This window comes from Pseudoalteromonas luteoviolacea CPMOR-1 (assembly GCF_001625685.1).
Lineage (GTDB): Bacteria > Pseudomonadota > Gammaproteobacteria > Enterobacterales > Alteromonadaceae > Pseudoalteromonas > Pseudoalteromonas luteoviolacea_K.
This window is the reverse complement of the sequence record NZ_AUYC01000029.1, coordinates 53,606-70,878: the sequence shown is the minus strand read 5'-3', so window position 1 is coordinate 70,878 and position 17,273 is coordinate 53,606. Positions and strand designations below refer to the sequence as shown.

General features: G+C 43.0%; 16 protein-coding genes. 13 read left to right on the top strand and 3 right to left on the bottom strand.

Going from position 1 to position 17,273, the window contains the following annotated elements:
- The first annotated feature begins 4 nt into the window (after positions 1-4).
- Complete coding sequence (metL, locus tag N473_RS12165; protein WP_063368151.1) at positions 5-2,353, top strand: bifunctional aspartate kinase/homoserine dehydrogenase II; 2,349 nt, start codon at positions 5-7, stop codon at positions 2,351-2,353.
- A gap of 78 nt (positions 2,354-2,431) precedes the next feature.
- Here the strand turns inward: metL and N473_RS12160 are convergent, their stop codons facing one another.
- Positions 2,432-4,879: a penicillin-binding protein 1A gene (locus N473_RS12160; RefSeq protein ID WP_063368150.1), complete on the bottom strand. Its 2,448-nt coding sequence runs from the start codon at positions 4,877-4,879 to the stop codon at positions 2,432-2,434.
- Between the two features lie 226 nt (positions 4,880-5,105).
- Between N473_RS12160 and N473_RS12155 the strand changes: the two genes are divergently transcribed.
- The 9 genes from N473_RS12155 (at position 5,106) to N473_RS12115 (ending at position 14,075) form a co-directional block, all read left to right on the top strand.
- Positions 5,106-6,185 (top strand): pilus assembly protein PilM, encoded by a 1,080-nt coding sequence (locus tag N473_RS12155; protein ID WP_039607562.1) that lies wholly within the window; start codon positions 5,106-5,108, stop codon positions 6,183-6,185.
- On the top strand, positions 6,173-6,775 hold the full coding sequence (locus tag N473_RS12150) for a PilN domain-containing protein (RefSeq protein ID WP_063368149.1): 603 nt from the start codon (positions 6,173-6,175) through the stop codon (positions 6,773-6,775). Before N473_RS12155 ends, N473_RS12150 begins: the two co-directional genes overlap by 13 nt.
- Positions 6,772-7,377: a type 4a pilus biogenesis protein PilO gene (locus N473_RS12145; protein ID WP_063368148.1), complete on the top strand. Its 606-nt coding sequence runs from the start codon at positions 6,772-6,774 to the stop codon at positions 7,375-7,377. Before N473_RS12150 ends, N473_RS12145 begins: the two co-directional genes overlap by 4 nt.
- Positions 7,374-7,913, top strand: a complete 540-nt coding sequence (locus N473_RS12140) for a pilus assembly protein PilP (RefSeq protein ID WP_039607564.1) — start codon at positions 7,374-7,376, stop codon at positions 7,911-7,913. The genes N473_RS12145 and N473_RS12140 overlap by 4 nt, the downstream gene beginning before the upstream one ends.
- An 18-nt stretch (positions 7,914-7,931) precedes the next feature.
- The gene (pilQ, locus tag N473_RS12135) at positions 7,932-9,965 is read left to right on the top strand and encodes a type IV pilus secretin PilQ (protein WP_063368147.1); all 2,034 of its coding nucleotides are present in this window, start codon (positions 7,932-7,934) and stop codon (positions 9,963-9,965) included.
- Between the two features lie 151 nt (positions 9,966-10,116).
- On the top strand, positions 10,117-10,635 hold the full coding sequence (aroK, locus tag N473_RS12130; protein ID WP_036975093.1) for a shikimate kinase AroK: 519 nt from the start codon (positions 10,117-10,119) through the stop codon (positions 10,633-10,635).
- A gap of 29 nt (positions 10,636-10,664) precedes the next feature.
- Positions 10,665-11,735 (top strand): 3-dehydroquinate synthase, encoded by a 1,071-nt coding sequence (gene aroB / locus N473_RS12125; RefSeq protein WP_063368146.1) that lies wholly within the window; start codon positions 10,665-10,667, stop codon positions 11,733-11,735.
- Positions 11,735-13,198 (top strand): SPOR domain-containing protein, encoded by a 1,464-nt coding sequence (locus N473_RS12120; protein ID WP_063368145.1) that lies wholly within the window; start codon positions 11,735-11,737, stop codon positions 13,196-13,198. Before aroB ends, N473_RS12120 begins: the two co-directional genes overlap by 1 nt.
- A gap of 46 nt (positions 13,199-13,244) precedes the next feature.
- Entirely contained in the window at positions 13,245-14,075 is an 831-nt protein-coding gene (locus N473_RS12115; RefSeq protein WP_063368144.1) for a Dam family site-specific DNA-(adenine-N6)-methyltransferase, read from the top strand.
- Between the two features lie 14 nt (positions 14,076-14,089).
- Here N473_RS12115 and N473_RS12110 read toward each other — a convergent pair whose 3' ends face one another.
- Both N473_RS12110 and N473_RS12105 read right to left on the bottom strand, forming a co-directional pair.
- Positions 14,090-14,284, bottom strand: a complete 195-nt coding sequence (locus tag N473_RS12110; RefSeq protein ID WP_063368143.1) for a DUF2970 domain-containing protein — start codon at positions 14,282-14,284, stop codon at positions 14,090-14,092.
- A 20-nt stretch (positions 14,285-14,304) separates the two neighbouring features.
- Positions 14,305-14,598: a hypothetical protein gene (locus N473_RS12105; RefSeq protein ID WP_063368142.1), complete on the bottom strand. Its 294-nt coding sequence runs from the start codon at positions 14,596-14,598 to the stop codon at positions 14,305-14,307.
- A 172-nt stretch (positions 14,599-14,770) separates the two neighbouring features.
- On the opposite strand from N473_RS12105, the gene rpe reads away from it, so the two are divergent.
- Genes rpe through trpS form a run of 3 tightly spaced genes read left to right on the top strand, consistent with a single transcriptional unit; the run spans position 14,771 to position 17,147 of the window.
- Positions 14,771-15,460: a ribulose-phosphate 3-epimerase gene (rpe, locus tag N473_RS12100; RefSeq protein WP_063368141.1), complete on the top strand. Its 690-nt coding sequence runs from the start codon at positions 14,771-14,773 to the stop codon at positions 15,458-15,460.
- The gene (locus N473_RS12095; RefSeq protein ID WP_063368140.1) at positions 15,460-16,128 is read left to right on the top strand and encodes an HAD family hydrolase; all 669 of its coding nucleotides are present in this window, start codon (positions 15,460-15,462) and stop codon (positions 16,126-16,128) included. The genes rpe and N473_RS12095 overlap by 1 nt, the downstream gene beginning before the upstream one ends.
- A 14-nt stretch (positions 16,129-16,142) precedes the next feature.
- Positions 16,143-17,147, top strand: a complete 1,005-nt coding sequence (gene trpS, locus N473_RS12090; RefSeq protein ID WP_063368139.1) for a tryptophan--tRNA ligase — start codon at positions 16,143-16,145, stop codon at positions 17,145-17,147.
- The last annotated feature ends 126 nt before the right edge of the window (positions 17,148-17,273 follow it).

Below are 17,273 nucleotides of genomic sequence, written 5' to 3'. Positions count from 1 at the left end.
TAACATGACAAAAGTAGTACATAAATTTGGTGGCTCAAGTTTGAGCTCTGCAGCGCGTTACCAAGCGGTTGCGAATATTATTTTGGGTCAATGCCAAGTTGGTGATTGTGTCGTTGTATCTGCAGCGGGTAAGACAACGAATACCTTGGTGAAGTTGTGGCAAAGTTATCAGCAAAGAGATGACAACGCTTTTAACGACATTTTATTGCAAGTAGAGAATCATCAAAACCTTTTGCTGACGGAGTTGTTTGATGCGCAACAGGCGAGTGCACTATCAGAGCGCTTGAAAAGTGAATTGCAAAGTATTGCAAAAGATGCGGCTAATAATGTGCTTCACGAAGCCTCTTTACTCGCTCATGGAGAGTTGTGGTCTGCGAGGCTGCTGGCAAATTTACTGTCGACGTTTAACATCAGTGCTGTAGATATTGATGCCAGAAAACTATTCACTCAGCATCAGGGCCAGTTGTTGCACGCACAGAATAAACAAGCGTGTTTGGCGCAAATTAAAACAGACAAAATTTACGTTGTGACTGGGTTTATTGCCTCTGACTGTGAAGGCAATACCATCACTTTGGGCCGTAATGGCAGCGATTACAGTGCAACTTTATTGGCCAATTACGTTGATGCAGATGCGGTATCTATTTGGACTGATACACATGGTGTGTTTAGTACGGATCCTCGTAAAGTCAGCTCAGCGATTAAATACCCAAAAGTGTGCCGTATTCAAGCTAACCTACTTGCTCGCTTAGGCAATCCGGTCTTGCATGCGAAAACACTGTCACCACTTAAAGAGACCAATATTAAACTGCAAGTACGCAGTAGCTATGATCCTGAAGCGATTGGAACAGAAATCGTGAAGCAGGGGTATAGCAAAGACAAGCGGTTTATCACCACATTTGATGAGTTAGACCTGATCCGTGTTGAAGGTTTATTAGCGGGTGAAGTACGTACATTAAGCCAATTAATACAGCATAGTATCCACCATTTTAACAAAGGTGGAGAGGATTATTTATTGGTGCCCAGCAATGACACACATACCGTGGCAACGCATTTGCAAGGCCGAGGTAATATTGTTGAATCTCACCTAAGAGGACTGGCAATTGTTGCCCCGAGCTTTGAAATACAGCAACTCACCCAGCAAGCTGCTGCGATTTTAGAGCAACAAGATGTGGTCGTGCGCTTTACGCACAGCGATGGCAGTTACGCGTTGTTTTTAACCGACCAATCAATTGACAGCGATGTATTGGCGATCCTGCATGACAAACTGGTAAACAAAGGCCGCGAACTTGCGGTGATCATTGCCGGTCTTGGTAATGTGGGTGAGGTTTTTGTTGAGCAATGCCAGAAACAAGTCGAAAAGCTGCAGACGACATTTGATTTGAAAGTGGTTGCTTTGGTTCGCTCTAAAGAGATGCTGTTTTGCCCAAGCGGGATTAATATCGATAATTGGCAGCAGCACTGGCGCAGCGAGGCGCAAAGTTACCAACAGGCTGACTTATTAGAGCGCATTGGTGAGCTTGATTATGAACACAAGGTGGTGATTGATATTACTGCCAGTGATGAGTTCAGCGGTATGTATCCGAGTTTTGTTGCTCATGATTGCCATTTGATCAGTGCTAATAAATATGCAGGCACTGCTGAGCAAGCTTGGTACGCAAAACTTATTGATCAGCTCCAAGAGCGCAATTTGCATTGGCGCTATAACACCAGTGTTGGTGCCGGTTTGCCAATTAACTTTGCGCTGGCTGATTTGCAAAACAGCGGTGACACGGTAACTCGAATAGAAGGTGTTTTCTCTGGTACATTGTCTTGGCTGTGTAGTAGCTTTGATGGTTCTAAACCATTTTCTGATTTGGTACTAGAAGCGCAAGGCATGGGGTATACCGAGCCTGACCCGCGTGAAGATTTATCTGGCCGTGATATGCAGCGTAAACTGCTAATATTAGCGCGAGATCTTGGCTTGCAGCTAGATGTGGATGATATTGCGCTTGAGCCGTTGATGCCTGAGCATTTAGCGCTGGGAGATTGGGATTCATTTTTGGCTGATCGTGCGTCGTTAGATGCGTTCTATCACCAGCGTTATGAGGAAGCTAAATTAGCCGGTAAGTCACTACGTTATACAGGTGCACTGGATATTAATGAACAAGGTAAAGTCAGTGCAAAAGTAGGTATTGCTTATGTTGAAGCTGGCAGCGCCATCGCCAATTTGACACCAGGTGACAATATATTTGTTATCACCAGCCAATGGTATGACAGTAATCCGTTGGTAATACAAGGGCCTGGTGCGGGTAAAGAAGTAACGGCTGCCGGTATACACTCTGACCTGTATTGGTTGACGCAAAAATTACGATAAAGTTGCTATGACGTACTGGTTAATTTAATCAGTAAGGTAAAAAGTTAAAGGCCATGCAATGCATGGCCTTTTTTATTTTCAGAACAGCTCTTCTTGAGCCGGTAGTTGGTCATCAAATGGCGTGCTACTACCTGAGTCTAAGACATATTTTGTTGGCGCTGTTCCGCGTTTAAAATATTCAAATCTACTCGTATAGTCATTCTTTTCACTCAACAGACCCGTTTTTAAATCAATGCGGATCGAAACTAATCCCGGTGGAGGCTCAATCGGAGCCAGTGGGGCATCTTTGAGAGCATGGCGCATGAAGCTGACCCAAGCAGGTTGTGCTGTGGTGGCACCTGCTTCACCGCCAACAATTTGCTGCTTACCTAGGTTGCTATTATAAGCTGAGCGACCTAGTGGTTTGCTTGCATCATCAAACCCAACCCACACAGTTGTTAATAGATCACGGTTAAAGCCTGTGAACCAGGTATCAACTGCATTATTGGTGGTGCCTGTCTTACCTGCTAAGTCTTTTCGCTTGAGCGTTTGAGCCCTCCAGCCTGTGCCCGTCCACCCCGTTTTATGGCGCCAGCTACCGCCACCCCAAATAGCACTTTTCAACGCATCTGCGACCAAGAAGGCATTTTTTTCGGAGATGATTCTGGGCGCGCATGTATAAGGGTCTACTTCGAGCTCCTCTTCGCTGCAAACACGTAAAGGGCTGGCAGTACCCAGCTCATTACCAAATGCATCTGTGAGTTTGTCTATAAAGTAAGGTTCAATTAAATGGCCGCCATTAGCAAATGCACTCATGCCTCTAGCCATTTCGAGTGGAGTCATGGCTGCGCTACCTAAAGCAAGAGATTCACTGCGTACAACATCCGCATCATCGAAACCAAATTTCAGAATATGGTCAGCGGTATTTTCTAGCCCGACGCCACGCATAAGGCGCACAGATACCACGTTTTTAGACTGTGCAAGTGCCCTGCGGATACGAATTGGACCACTGTATACATCTGGACTGTTTTTTGGGCGCCATGCGACGCCTAGGCTTTTGTCCCAATGATTGATAGGTGCATCATTGATAATCGTTGCTAGTGTATAGTCTCCCTCTAAAGCCGCCGAGTAAATAAATGGTTTGATGTTTGAACCTACTTGACGTTTTGCCTGTACTGCACGGTTGTACTGGCTTTGTTTAAAACTGTATCCGCCTACTAAGGCTTTAATTTGGCCACTTTTTGGGTCGAGGGAAACTAAGGCACTGGCAGGTTGCGGCAGTTGGCTTAACATCCACTTTTGATTGACTGCACGTACCCAGATTTGCATTCCGGGCTCTAATATATCGGCCGCTGTTTTTGGTGCACGCCCTTGGCGTCGCTCTGTTATGTACGTTCTTGCCCAATTTATGGCAGGCCAATCTAAATTGATCACCTCACCGGTTTTGAGCATAACTGACGCGGATTGTTCATCAATGGCAGTGACCACAGCAGCATGTAAAGGGGCAATGGCTTTGACTTTTTTAAGTCGCTCAGTAATTTTTTGTTTATTCCATGGGGCTTCGTCTTGTTGCCAATATCTGGCACTTGGGCCTCTAAAACCATGGCGCATATCGTAGTCATGAAGGTTATTAATCAAAGCTTGCTGGGCAGCCGCTTGGGTGCTTGCATCAACGGTTGTATAAACGCGAAAACCTGAGTTGTAAGCTGTATCTGCACCATATGTGTCTACCATATAAGCACGCACCATCTCGGAAATATAAGGGGCATATAACTCAATTTCAGCACCATGACGCTTGGCTGTGATGGGTGCATTGATGGCATCTTGGTACTCGGCTTGCGTAATGTACTTTTCAGCAAGCATACGGCCTAACACGACATTACGCCTTGCTTTAGCACGGGTTGGGTTACGTATTGGGTTGAGTGCTGATGGGGCTTTTGGCAATCCCGCGATCATAGCCATTTGTGGTAAGGTTAACTCACTAAGCTCTTTGCCATAATATACTTGCGCAGCGGCACCAATACCAAAAGAGCGGTGGCCTAATTCGATTTTATTCAGATATAGCTCAAAAATTTCGTCTTTGCTCAGCAGGCGCTCAATGTGCAGCGCAATGAAGATTTCTTTTACTTTTCGTATATAGGCTTTTTCGCGGGTTAGGAAAAAATTCCGTGCAAGCTGCATCGTAATCGTACTTGCCCCTTGCTTCTTTTGTCCTGTACTGACAAGGACAATAAATGAGCGAACAATCCCGATTGGATCAATACCGAAGTGCTCATAAAAACGGTTGTCTTCGGTGGCCAAAAATGCGTTTAGCATCGGTTCAGGCACATCCGTAATTTTTACAGGTATACGTCGCTTCTCACCAAACTGGTTGATGAGCTTGCCATCGCGAGTGAATACTTGCATTGGGGTTTGTAGTTGCACATCTTTAAGCACCTTGACGCTAGGAATATCGGATTTCACATAGAAATACAAGCCGATCAAAATCAGTACGCCAAAAAGGCCAAAAACGAAAACAGTCTGTAATAATCTTTTTAATAAATTCACGAATTTATCCCTACTGAGACTCCCAATTACAAGTGGACGCTGTTAGTATATCCTGATTAAAAAACGATTAATAACTTTTGCGTAAATTCTTCAACCCGAACAGGTGTAAAATAATGCACCGTTGTTGTTTGGTAAGTATAATGCATAATACTTAAGGCGTATCAAATGTTAACTCCCAAACAAGAACGCCAAGATAACGACTAAAACTGATACTTGGGTAAATTGCATGTTCGATCAAATATTTAAAAAGCACGCGCCGTTGATGGTTGGGGTGGATATTGGTTCACACTGTGTGAAAGCCGTACTCCTAGCTGAGTCTAGTGCAGGATACCGAGTAGAGGCTGTGGCCATCGAACCATTGCCCAAAGGCGCGATGAAAGAACGTGCTATCCAAGATATTGAAGCCATAGGGCGCGTTATTGCTAAATTGAAAAAACGTCTCCCCAAAGGCACTCAATTTGCATCTGTTGCAGTATCAGGTCAAACCGTTATCACCAAAATGATCTTTATGGATGTTTCGTTAACCGATGCTGAATTAGAATCTCAAATTGCCATTGAAGCCGACAGCCTGATCCCATACCCATTGGACGAAGTCAGCTTGGATTTTGAAAAGTTATCAGTCAATGAGGCGGATCCTTCCAAAGTAAATGTTTTACTTTCAGCTGCACGTACAGAGAGTGTTCAAGCACGTGTTGGTGCACTTGAAGAATCCGGATTAAAAGCAAAAGTTGTGGATGTAGAAAGTTACGCGTTAGCCCGCTCTGTGGATGTATTATACGAGCAGCTACCGTCCGATGCATATGATAAAGTCGTCGCTATTATTGATATCGGTGCGGTTGTCACACTGATCAGTGTGGTACAGTCAGGGAAAACACTTTATACGAGAGATCAAGTATTTGGTGGTGAGCAATATACTAATAGCATCGTGGCCTACTATAATAAAACTTTTGATGAGGCGGAACTCGCAAAGACCACTGGTGACTTGCCGCCAAATTATACCTTTGAGGTACTCGCTCCCTTTCAAACATCTCTTTTACAGCAGATAAGGAGAGCGTTGCAGATGTTTATGACCACCAGTGGACATGACCAAGTTGATTACATCATTTTGACTGGTGGGACGGCACTTGTAGAAGGGCTGGATAGGCTCTTGGTTGATGAGTTGGGCGTACACAGTATTATTGGTGATCCATTTGCGAATATGGAAATTGCTCCTAAAGTAGATAGAAGTGTGCTGAATCGTCATAGCGCACAATTCTCGATTGCGACTGGACTGGCTTTGAGGAGCTTTTCTGCATGCCACATATAAATCTTCTTCCTTGGCGTGAGCAACAAAGACAAGCTTCACAGCAAAAGTTCTTAACGATTTTGGCTGCCATCGTTGCTACGAGTTTGGCGCTTATGTATCTAATGGGGACGTTTTACGATGGCCTTAGGCAAGGGCAAGAAATTAAAAATCGCTATCTTCAAGGTGAGATTGTTAAGTTGGATAAGCGAATAGGTGAGATTGAAGGACTGAATAAACAAAAAGAAAACCTGCAAAGAAGAATTCGCTTGATTGAAGTTCTACAGAGCAACCGGAATTTGGGCACGCAAATTATTGATGAGGTCGCTCGGGTTGTGCCAGCAGGCGTGTACTTAACAAGTCTTGAACGCACAGAAGACATGATCAAAGTTGTGGGACGCAGTGAATCAAATAACCGCTTATCGCAAATGCTTAGAGCGGTTGAGTCTTCTTATTTGTTAGAAAAGCCGGTGATCCAAGGTATTGTGGCTGGCAGTAACGATGATAGGTTACTCAGTGATTTTATGATGCATTTTTATGTGAAATCATTTGAACAAATGGAACAGGAACGTCAACAGGCTGGCAATGCTCAGTCAGGAGTACCTAAATCGTGAAACTTGACATCAAAGCATTGCAAGAAATCGATTGGAATGAAGTTGAACTAGACAACATTGGCGAGTGGCCGCTCCCAGTTAAAATCTTATGTTGTGCTTTGGTTGTGCTGATCATGCTAATCGTTGGTTACACTATGCTGGTATCCTCTTCGATTGATCGATATGAAGCCTCCGTGAATAAAGAAGAAGAGCTGCGTAAGAGCTATAGAATAAAATATGGTCGTGCAAATAACTTAGAGTTATATCGACAGCAAATGTTAGATATGGAAGATCAATTTTCTCAGTTGCTGAGAAAGCTGCCTACTTCAAATGAAACCCCTGGTTTACTTGATGACTTAACGTATGTCGGGACTTCGAGTGGTTTAACGTTCTTGAAAATTGGTTGGTTACCTGAAGTTAAAAAAGAGTTTTATACTGAGCTGCCAATTAACCTTGAAGTGGTAGGCAGCTATCACGAGTTTGGTGAATTTGTCAGTAAAGTTGCTCAATTGCCTCGGATCGTGAGTTTGCACGATTTCAGAATTGAGAATGCCGGCAATAATTCATTGGTCTTCGGTGTCGTAGCAAAAACGTATCGATATGAGCAAGGAGAAAACCAATGATGCGGTTAGCTCCGGTGTGTTGCTTAATGCTGTTTTTGGCAGGGTGTAATGATGATACAGCGGAGCAAAAGGAATATATTGATAGAGTGCAGGCAAGTGCAACTCCTTATATAGACCCGATTCCTGAAATGATGAGCTTTGAACATTTTCCATACCAAGCTTCAGATCAGCGTAGCCCTTTTGTTGCTCCACAACCTGAAGTGATTGAAAATAGATTAGTACAAATAAAAAACTGCTTGCATCCAGACCCGGAAAGAATGCGAGACCCGCTTGAGAAATTCCCGTTGGATAACCTTGTTATGAAAGGCATAATTGCCACGACTGCGACGACGTGGGCATTGATTAAAGCCGCAGATCAAGGGTTATATCGAGTGAGAGAAGGGCAGTATATGGGGCTCTATCATGGTGAAGTGGTAGGTGTACACTCTGATAGAATTGAGTTAATGGAACTTATCCCCGATGGTTCTGGTTGTTGGAAAGAGCGACTTACAACAGTTGAGATGCCAGAAGCTGATGAAATGGGCGCGAGTGAATAATAAAAAGGTGATGTGACTATGACGCGCAACTTAGCAAATAGTTTTGCGAAGACACTGATTGGCGGTGCATTTTTAGGGGCTTCAATGCTCTCTTATGCAGTCCCTATGCTCTATGATGTACGTTATAACCCGATTGATACTGGTGAAACCGAGTTACAATTGGTGTTTGACGAGCAGTTAGAAGGTGAACCACAAGTACAGGTATTAAATGACCCAGCGCGTTTGGAGTTATTTTTTTCTGGCGCAGAGTTTGAAGAAAGTCTCAAGCAAATGGATATCAACACTGCTGGGATCCGTGCGATAAATAGCAGCATGGAAGCCGATGGATTTAGAATATCGATTGTACTTGAAGAGCTTAAACTTTATAAAACCACGGTTAAGAATAACTTGGTTTACTTACAAGTATCAGATCAGCCCATACCTGATCCTGAGACACCAGAACAAACCAGTCAATATATCAATGGCATTCAAAGCATCGACTTTAAACGCACCAGTGAAGGCGCTGCACAAATTCTAGCATTTTTAGATTCAGCTCAAAGTGCCATAGATGTGCAACAAGTCGGTGATAAAATCATTGCTGATTTTCATCATATAAGTATTCCCGATGAACATTTGTATGAATTGGACGTAACCGACTTTGGCACTGTGGTCAGCAGGATTGAGACTTTTAGAGAAGATGGCAAAACACGTATTGTGATAGAGCCGAATTCAGCGTTTAAGTTTAATTATCAGCAGTTAAATAATATTTTTACCCTGACCGTGGAAAAAGACAGTAATGAGTTTAATTTTGGCGAGAATAAGTCGTACCAAGGCCAACCTATCACGCTGAATTTTCAAGATATTCCTATAAGGTCGGTATTGCAGATCATTGCGGATACCAATAACTTTAATTTGGTAACCAGTGATTCTGTATCGGGAAATATCACTTTGCGATTGGATGGAGTACCTTGGGATCAGGCGCTGGACGTTGTACTGCGTGTAAAAGGGCTTGATAAGCGCATGGAAGGCTCGATCTTGATGGTGGCGCCTTCTGAAGAGTTAAGTGCGCGAGAAGCTAAAGAATTACAGGCGAAAAAACAAGTCGAAGAACTGGAGCCTTTATATACGGAGTATATTCAGCTCAACTATGCCAAGGCACAAGAGTTTTCTGATTTACTGAAAACAGATGTGAATTCGATAATTAGCTTACGGGGTAGTGTGTCTGTTGATACAAGAACAAACACTTTGTTGATCAAAGATACCGCTCGCAGTATCGAAAGCATTAGACGCATGGTAGAAAAGCTGGATGTGCCGGTAAAACAAGTCCGCATTGAATCTAGAATGGTCACCGTGACCGACAATATCCAAGAAGATTTAGGGATCCGTTGGGGATTTAGTGATCAGCAAGGTAATGACGCACTTTCAGGTAATTTAACTGCCGCTGATTTATTGTCTGGAGGTACTATCCCAGGCCTAGAAGATAGGCTCAATGTTAATTTGCCTGCACCCGCTACTGCGGCGAGTATCGGAATGCACATTGCCAAATTATCAGATGGAACACTCATTGACCTTGAGTTATCTGCGCTAGAGCAAGAAAATAAAGGCGAAATTATCGCCACACCGAGTATTACGACGGCGAACCAAAAAACCGCGCGTATTGAACAAGGTACGGAAATCCCATTTGTGGAGGCTTCGTCAAGTGGTGCAACAGCGGTAGAGTTTAAAAAGGCCGTGTTAAGCTTAGAAGTGACGCCACAGATAACGCCTGACAATAAAATTATTTTAGATTTAATTATCACTCAAGATACACGAGGTGATACAGTACAGACCGCAAATGGTCCCGCGGTTGCAATTAACACTCAACAGATCCAGACTCAAGTATTAGTTGATAATGGTCAAACAGTTGTACTCGGTGGTATTTATCAGCAAGAAACCACAAATGCAGTGAGTAAAGTCCCGTTACTTGGGGATGTACCATACCTAGGTGTGTTGTTTAGAAACACCAAAGAGATTAATGAAAAGAAAGAGTTGTTGATTTTTGTCACGCCCAGAATTATGAATGATAATTTGTAATGGCGATTAATTAACAAATAAAGGTGGAATTTACGCCTTTTGACTTGAAATGTTGAATAGAATACTGAGATAATCCCCTCCTTAATTTTGGGGCCAGGTCGTTAGGCGGGGTTTTATTTCAAATTTTAGAGTTCGTTTGTACTAAAAAGATATGGCTGAGAAACGTAATATATTTCTAGTAGGCCCTATGGGGGCTGGTAAAAGCACAATTGGTCGTCACATTGCCGATCAGTTACACCTTGAGTTTTTTGATTCGGATCAGGAAATTGAGCGCCGCACAGGTGCAGATATTGCTTGGGTCTTTGATATCGAAGGAGAAGAAGGTTTTCGTAAGCGTGAAGAGACTGTCATTTCAGATTTGACTGAAAAGCAGGGCATTGTGCTGGCTACAGGCGGTGGTTCTGTGATCAGTAAAGAAGTGCGCAACAAACTGTCAGCTCGTGGGATTGTAGTGTATTTAGAAACACCCATTGAAAAACAAGTGGCTCGAACACAGCGAGATAAGCGCCGTCCTTTGTTGCAGACTGGTGAAGACTCAAGAAAAATTTTAGAAGATTTGGCTGAGCAACGAAACCACTTATACAGTGAAGTGGCAGATATTGTTGTACGCACTGATGAGCAAAGTGCGAAGGTAGTCGCAAATCAAATTATCGATAAGTTAGATTTTTAATTGCCAATATAAATAAGGAGGGTGTAGTGATGCTTGAATTGAATGTGGATTTAAACGAGCGGAGCTATCCCATCTATATTGGACAGGATCTGCTATCAGACAAAGGGCGATTGATTGAACATATTGGTCAAAGTCGCCCTGTTATCATAAGCAATGACACCGTTGCTCCTCTGTATCTCGAAGTGGTCGAAGCACAACTAAGAGACTTATCCCCCTTACACTTTATTGTTCCGGATGGTGAACAGTACAAGTCACTTGAATGGTTTGAAAAAATCTGTGCATTTTTACTTGAACACAATTGTGGCAGAGACACTTGCTTAATTGCGTTAGGTGGCGGTGTAATTGGTGACTTAACCGGGTTTGTGGCGTCAGCTTACCAACGTGGTGTGCCATTCATTCAAATACCGACGACGTTACTTTCTCAAGTAGATTCATCAGTTGGTGGAAAAACCGCGGTTAATCATCCCTTAGGGAAGAATATGATTGGTGCGTTTTATCAGCCAAAAGCGGTATTTATCGATACAAATTCACTAAAAACCTTACCTGAACGCGAGTTTGCTGCCGGCATGGCGGAAGTGATTAAATACGGCTTGATATACGATGCAGACTTTTTAAGTGTTCTGGAAGATGACGCGGGACTTTTAAAATCGCTAGACACAGCGAGCTTGAATCAAATAATTTATCGCTGTTGTGAGATTAAAGCTGAGATTGTTGCTAAAGATGAAAAAGAAGCTGGACTTCGCGCGCTATTGAATCTTGGTCATACATTTGGCCACGCAATTGAAGCACAAATGGGCTATGGTAACTGGCTGCATGGTGAAGCGGTTGCGGCAGGTATCATGTTGGCGATGTCATTAGGCCAGCAGCGTGGCGATATGTCTGAGCAAGAGGTTAAACGAGTGAGTGACTTGCTTGAGCAGTATGACTTACCAACTGCCCCACCTAAAGAAATGACTTCTGAACAGTTTATCCATCATATGCGTAAGGATAAAAAGAATAAGAAAGGCAAGATCAGATTTATCCTGCCAACGTCGATGGGGGAATGTGCATTAGTAGACGACGTGACTGATGACAATGTAGGTCATTTAATAGGGCAGTAATGCAGTCACAAATATTGCCAAGTCGTGCAGCCTTGGTTGATAGAATTGCGATGCAATTTGAATATGGGCAGAGCTTAATTTGCCTAGTAGGCAGTTCTGGCTTAGGAAAGAGTTATTTAGCGGAAAGCTTTATCACTGATAAATATAGCGACTTCTCTAAGGCTTTTATTCAATTAAGTGCGCATTCTAAAGATGTCGATGTGGTGCGCCAACTTATGGAGCACACCTTTCGTGCGCCGTTAGTTGATCAAAAACTTTCTTTGACAGAAAATTTCTTTGTCCTGAATAGTGAGCAACCTGCGGGCCCTTGTTTATGGGTACTGGACGGCGCAAGACACCTCAGTGATGAACTGATTGCCGAACTGCAAAATTTAGTGGTGCGTGCACCTAACACCCTGTATGTGTTAGTGACTGCACAAGCTCCGAACATGCTGCCAAGTGCTTTGGATATTCATTTAGAGCCACTGTCTCTTTTTGAATCTAAGCAACTGATGAAGATGTTTTTTCCAGAATTGCCATCGGATGATGACCCTATTTTTTCAACATTTATCTCAGAAGCGCATGGTAACCCAAGTGTGTTACTTGATTGGCAGCAAGATGATCAGCAACTGGATCTGCGAGCGAATATGCCGTCAAAGGGGAAGCAGAAGCACTTATTCATTGCTGCTTTTTCACTGATCTTAACTTTGTGCTTAATCGCCGCTTTATATAATAAACAGTTACTCGATTTATTCCAGACAAAACAAGCAGTATCTGAGCAAATCGCTGTTGTCGTTGCAGAGCCTACAGTATTAGAGGCCCAACAGGTTTTGGATGGGCAATCAGGGCAAAGTGCTAGTTATTCTCCGCCGACATTGGGAAAGCCGCTTGAGGACAGCAGGGGGGAGCCACACAGTGAAGAGGTACCAGCTATTTTAGGTGCTTTACTTTCAACCCCAGCACCGAGTAACTTGAAAAAAGAACAAGAGGCAGGGGCGGCAGAAGTCATAACGTCATCTGATGTACAAAGTCTCAAAGGTAACCGTAAACCAAAGGTATCTGATAAGCCTGCTATAGCTTCTATGCCAAGCGATTCAAAAGTATTGTTGAAAGAGTCGCAGCCTAAACCTTTATCTGAGGTTGAGTCCTCAGAGAAAAAACAGCCTGATGAGGTTACTGTGCGATCCCTCAATGATAATAACTGGTTCTTAGCAAGGCCTGATCAGGAGTGGAGTATACAGTTACTTGCTGTGACCGACGAAAAGGTAGCGACTGATTTTATCAATAAACATGACTTGCAAAATGTGAAAGTTGCGCAAGTAATGCGAAGTGGACGCACATGGTGGTTTGTGACAATCGCACCATTTGCGCAGCTTGATGATGCACAGCAAGCACGTGCTAATTTAAGTACGGATTTACTAGCTGCAAAGCCTTTTTTTAAACGGATCTCTCAAATAAAGCAGCAAATCCAACAGTCACAGTAAAAAAAATAGTGTAAAATCCCGCTACTTTTGGGTAATTAGATCGATCATGCAAAAAAAGACCAGAGCCTTTCTTAAATGGGCAGGCGGAAAATATAGTTTAGTGGAAGAGATCACTAAACGATTACGCAGTGCAAACAGTGAGGCAGATACCTTAGTTGAGCCTTTTGTAGGCGCTGGCTCTGTGTTTTTAAACAGTGACTTCAAACGTTATATTTTGAACGATATCAATGCCGATCTGATCAATCTGTACAAAGAAATTCAGCGTGCGCCTGATGAGTTTATCAGCGATGCGAAAAAGTTATTTGTCGAGCAAAATAATTGTGCTGATGCATACTATGAGTATCGCAAGCAGTTCAACGAATGTGTTGATGTGTATGAACGCGCAATCCTGTTTTTATATATGAACCGCCATGGTTATAATGGTCTGTGTCGATATAATTTGAAAGGTATTTTTAATGTCCCTTTCGGTAAATATAAAAAGCCTTATTTTCCAGAGAATGAACTGTATCACTTTGCAGCAAAAGCCCAAAACGCGACGTTCACTTGCTTAAGCTACGAGCAGGTATTTAAGCGTTTACCCGCAAACTCCGTAATATATTGTGACCCACCTTATGTACCTCTGAGTAAGACTGCGTCTTTTACCAGTTATGCAAAAGGGGGATTTAACCTTGATGATCAGGCACAACTGGCGAACTTAGCAGAACGTGCTGCGTTTGAGAGCAATAAACCGGTATTAATTTCAAACCACGATACTGTGTGGACGAGAAAGATTTACAGTGAAGCGTCACTCGATGTTATCCAAGTCAAAAGAACCATCAGCCCTAAGGGCAATGGGCGAAATAAAGTGAACGAGTTGATGGCTTTATATAATAAGTAAACATCATGGTGTGATTAGCTTCGTGATGCAGAGATAACGCCATTAACCAAGATGATGAGACCAATCACCAGTAGTACAACGAAAATTGTACCAACAACGGCATAGGGCCAAAAGTGTGTTTTATTGAAGTCGTGGTGATATTTTTTGTCGCTTTGTACACCAAACATAGCGGCAAGGACGCTCTGAAAGATGCTTAGAAAAGTCATCATGATGCGTCCTGTTACTTAGATTAGATATCAGAAATGCTTGAACTGTCTTGTTGATCATCAGAGCCGATCAATAGCTCTAACAAATCGAGGTAGTGAAATTGTGCGTTACTACTACCACCAGTTAACCACGCATACCAACTCGTGTGTGCCTCGCGCTTACAATGTTGTTCATTATAATTATACATTGCGTCGATGCATTCACATTGGCTGGTTTGTGTAACTTCGATATCGTCATTGCCAAACGAAAATACCCCTATCGAAACCACAGCTGCGATTGCCAACAATACTGTCCGTGTTTGAAGCCATGTTGCCATAACTATCCCCTCAGCGATTAGCTATTACTAAATCTTACACTATGGATATTTATTAAACAATCAATTTGTCTATTTTCTCTGTTTGTTGGGCTCAATTGGTCCCGAGCTTAGTCGTGTATTTCTCGACTATTTGGGTTAAAGTAGCGACGACAGCAAACTTTAAGGGGATCTCATGTCATTAGCGAATGCACAATCTGAATTTTTAATTGCGCCATCTATTTTATCGGCTGATTTTGCTCGTCTGGGGCAGGACGTAGAAAAAGTGATTACAGCGGGTGCAGATGTGGTGCATTTTGATGTAATGGACAATCATTATGTGCCTAATTTGACCTTTGGTCCGATGATTTGTGAAGCACTGAGAAACTATGGCATTACTGCACCCATAGATGTGCACCTAATGATTAAACCCGTAGATGCTTTGATCCCAAGTTTTGCAAAAGCTGGTGCAGATATTATTACTTTTCATCCAGAAGCCAGTGAGCATGTTGACCGCAGTCTCGCACTGATCAAGGAGCTAGGGTGTGAAGCTGGTTTAGTGCTGAACCCTGCAACGCCACTGCATTGTTTAGATTATGTCATGGATAAAGTCGATCAAATTTTATTAATGTCGGTCAACCCTGGATTTGGCGGACAAAGCTTTATTCCGAGCACACTGGATAAATTAAAGCAGGTGAGAGAGCGTATTGAAGCCTCAGGCAAAAAAATTCGTCTTGAAGTAGATGGTGGTGTGAAAGTTGACAATATCGCCGAAATCGCTGCAGCGGGGGCAGATATGTTTGTGGCAGGCTCTGCTATTTTCAATCAACCTGACTATAAAGCCGTGATTGATGAGATGCGTCAAGAACTAGCGAAGGTACGTTAATGAGTGTATCAGGCGTTTTATTCGATTTAGATGGCACCTTGGTCGACAGTGTAACAGAGATGCACTTGGCGTTAAATTTAGCACTTTCTGACGTGGCTTTTCCCGTTGTATCTCACGGGCAAGTACAGCAATGGGTAGGCAATGGCATTGATGTACTGGTCAAGCGCGGTCTGAGCTGCGATCTTGAGATCAACCCAGATCTATCTGATGCCTTGGTGACACAGGCCATCGCACGCTTTAAAGTACATTATCAGGCGTTAGTTGGCGAGTATGCTGCACTTTATCCTGGCGTTGAAGTCGGGTTGTACGAACTGGGGGCTTTACCAAAAGCACTTGTGACTAATAAAAATAGAGCATTTACCTTACAGCTTTTGCAAAAGCTTAACATTGCCAAGCATTTTGATGTTATTGTATGTGGAGATGATGGAAACAAAAAGCCGGATCCATATTTGCTTAAGCTTGCATGTGAACAGTTGGGCATAACAACTGAGCAAGCGATTATGATAGGGGATTCTAAGAGCGATATTTTAGCTGCACAAAGCGCTGAGATGCCTGTGATCGCGGTGAATTATGGATATAATCAAGGTGAACCGCTCTCACAGTTTAATCCACAGTACCTCTGTGAGCAGTTCTCGGATATAATTCCCATTTTAACAAACCAGAATTGATATAAAGGAACAAGATGACAAAACCAGTAGTATTAAGTGGCATTCAGCCAACCGGTGGTATGACTATAGGCAATTACGTAGGTGCCATAAACCAGTGGCTTAAGCTACAAGAAGATCACGATTGTTTCTTTATGTTAGTAGATCTTCACTCTTTGACGGTACGTCAAGATCCAGCGGTATTGCGTGAGCGAGTATTAGATGGGATCGCAATGTATACTGCCTGTGGTATTGACCCGAATAAATCTTCGTTATTTGTACAGTCACAAGTACCAGAGCATGCTCAGTTAAGTTGGGTATTGAACTGTTATGCTCAAATGGGCGAATTAAACCGCATGACACAATTTAAGGATAAGTCGGCAAAACATTCTAACAATGTCAATGTTGGCTTGTTCTCATACCCTGTGCTGCAAGCAGCAGATATTCTTCTTTATAACACAGATCAGGTACCTGTAGGCGAGGACCAAAAGCAGCATTTGGAGCTGACTCGTGATATCGCCACTCGTTTTAACAACATTTATGGCGAGGTTTTTAAAGTACCAGAACCTTACATCCCAGAATTGGGCGCTCGCGTAATGAGTTTACAAGATCCGCTAAAGAAAATGTCTAAATCTGATGACAATCCAAATGCGTTTGTGATGCTGTTAGATGAGCCGAAAAAGATAGAGAAAAAGCTGAAAAAAGCGGTGACTGACTCTGATGAGCAAGCACGTATTTATTTTGATCGACAAGAAAAACCAGGTGTGTCTAACTTATTGACGTTATTATCAGTAGCAACAGGGCGTTCAATTGACACGCTAGTACCTGAATACGAAGACAAAATGTACGGGCACCTGAAGAAAGACACTGCGGCCGCAGTCGTTGAAATGTTAGAGCCTATCCAAGCTCGCTTCCGCGAAATCCGCTCAGACCAAGCTCTGCTAGACAATATTATGCGCAGTGGTGCGGAAAAAGCGAGTGAACGAGCAGAGAAGACACTGAAGGCTGTGTATGATGCAGTCGGTTTTATCCCTCGTCCGTAGCATTCAACGCTGATCGCATATAAGAGCCAAAGCCCATACATGCTTTGGCTTTTTTGTTTTTAATGCCATTGCCATATAAGGGTGCCATTGAGTAAATCCCGCAGTTTTTCATGCAAAGCTCCCAGT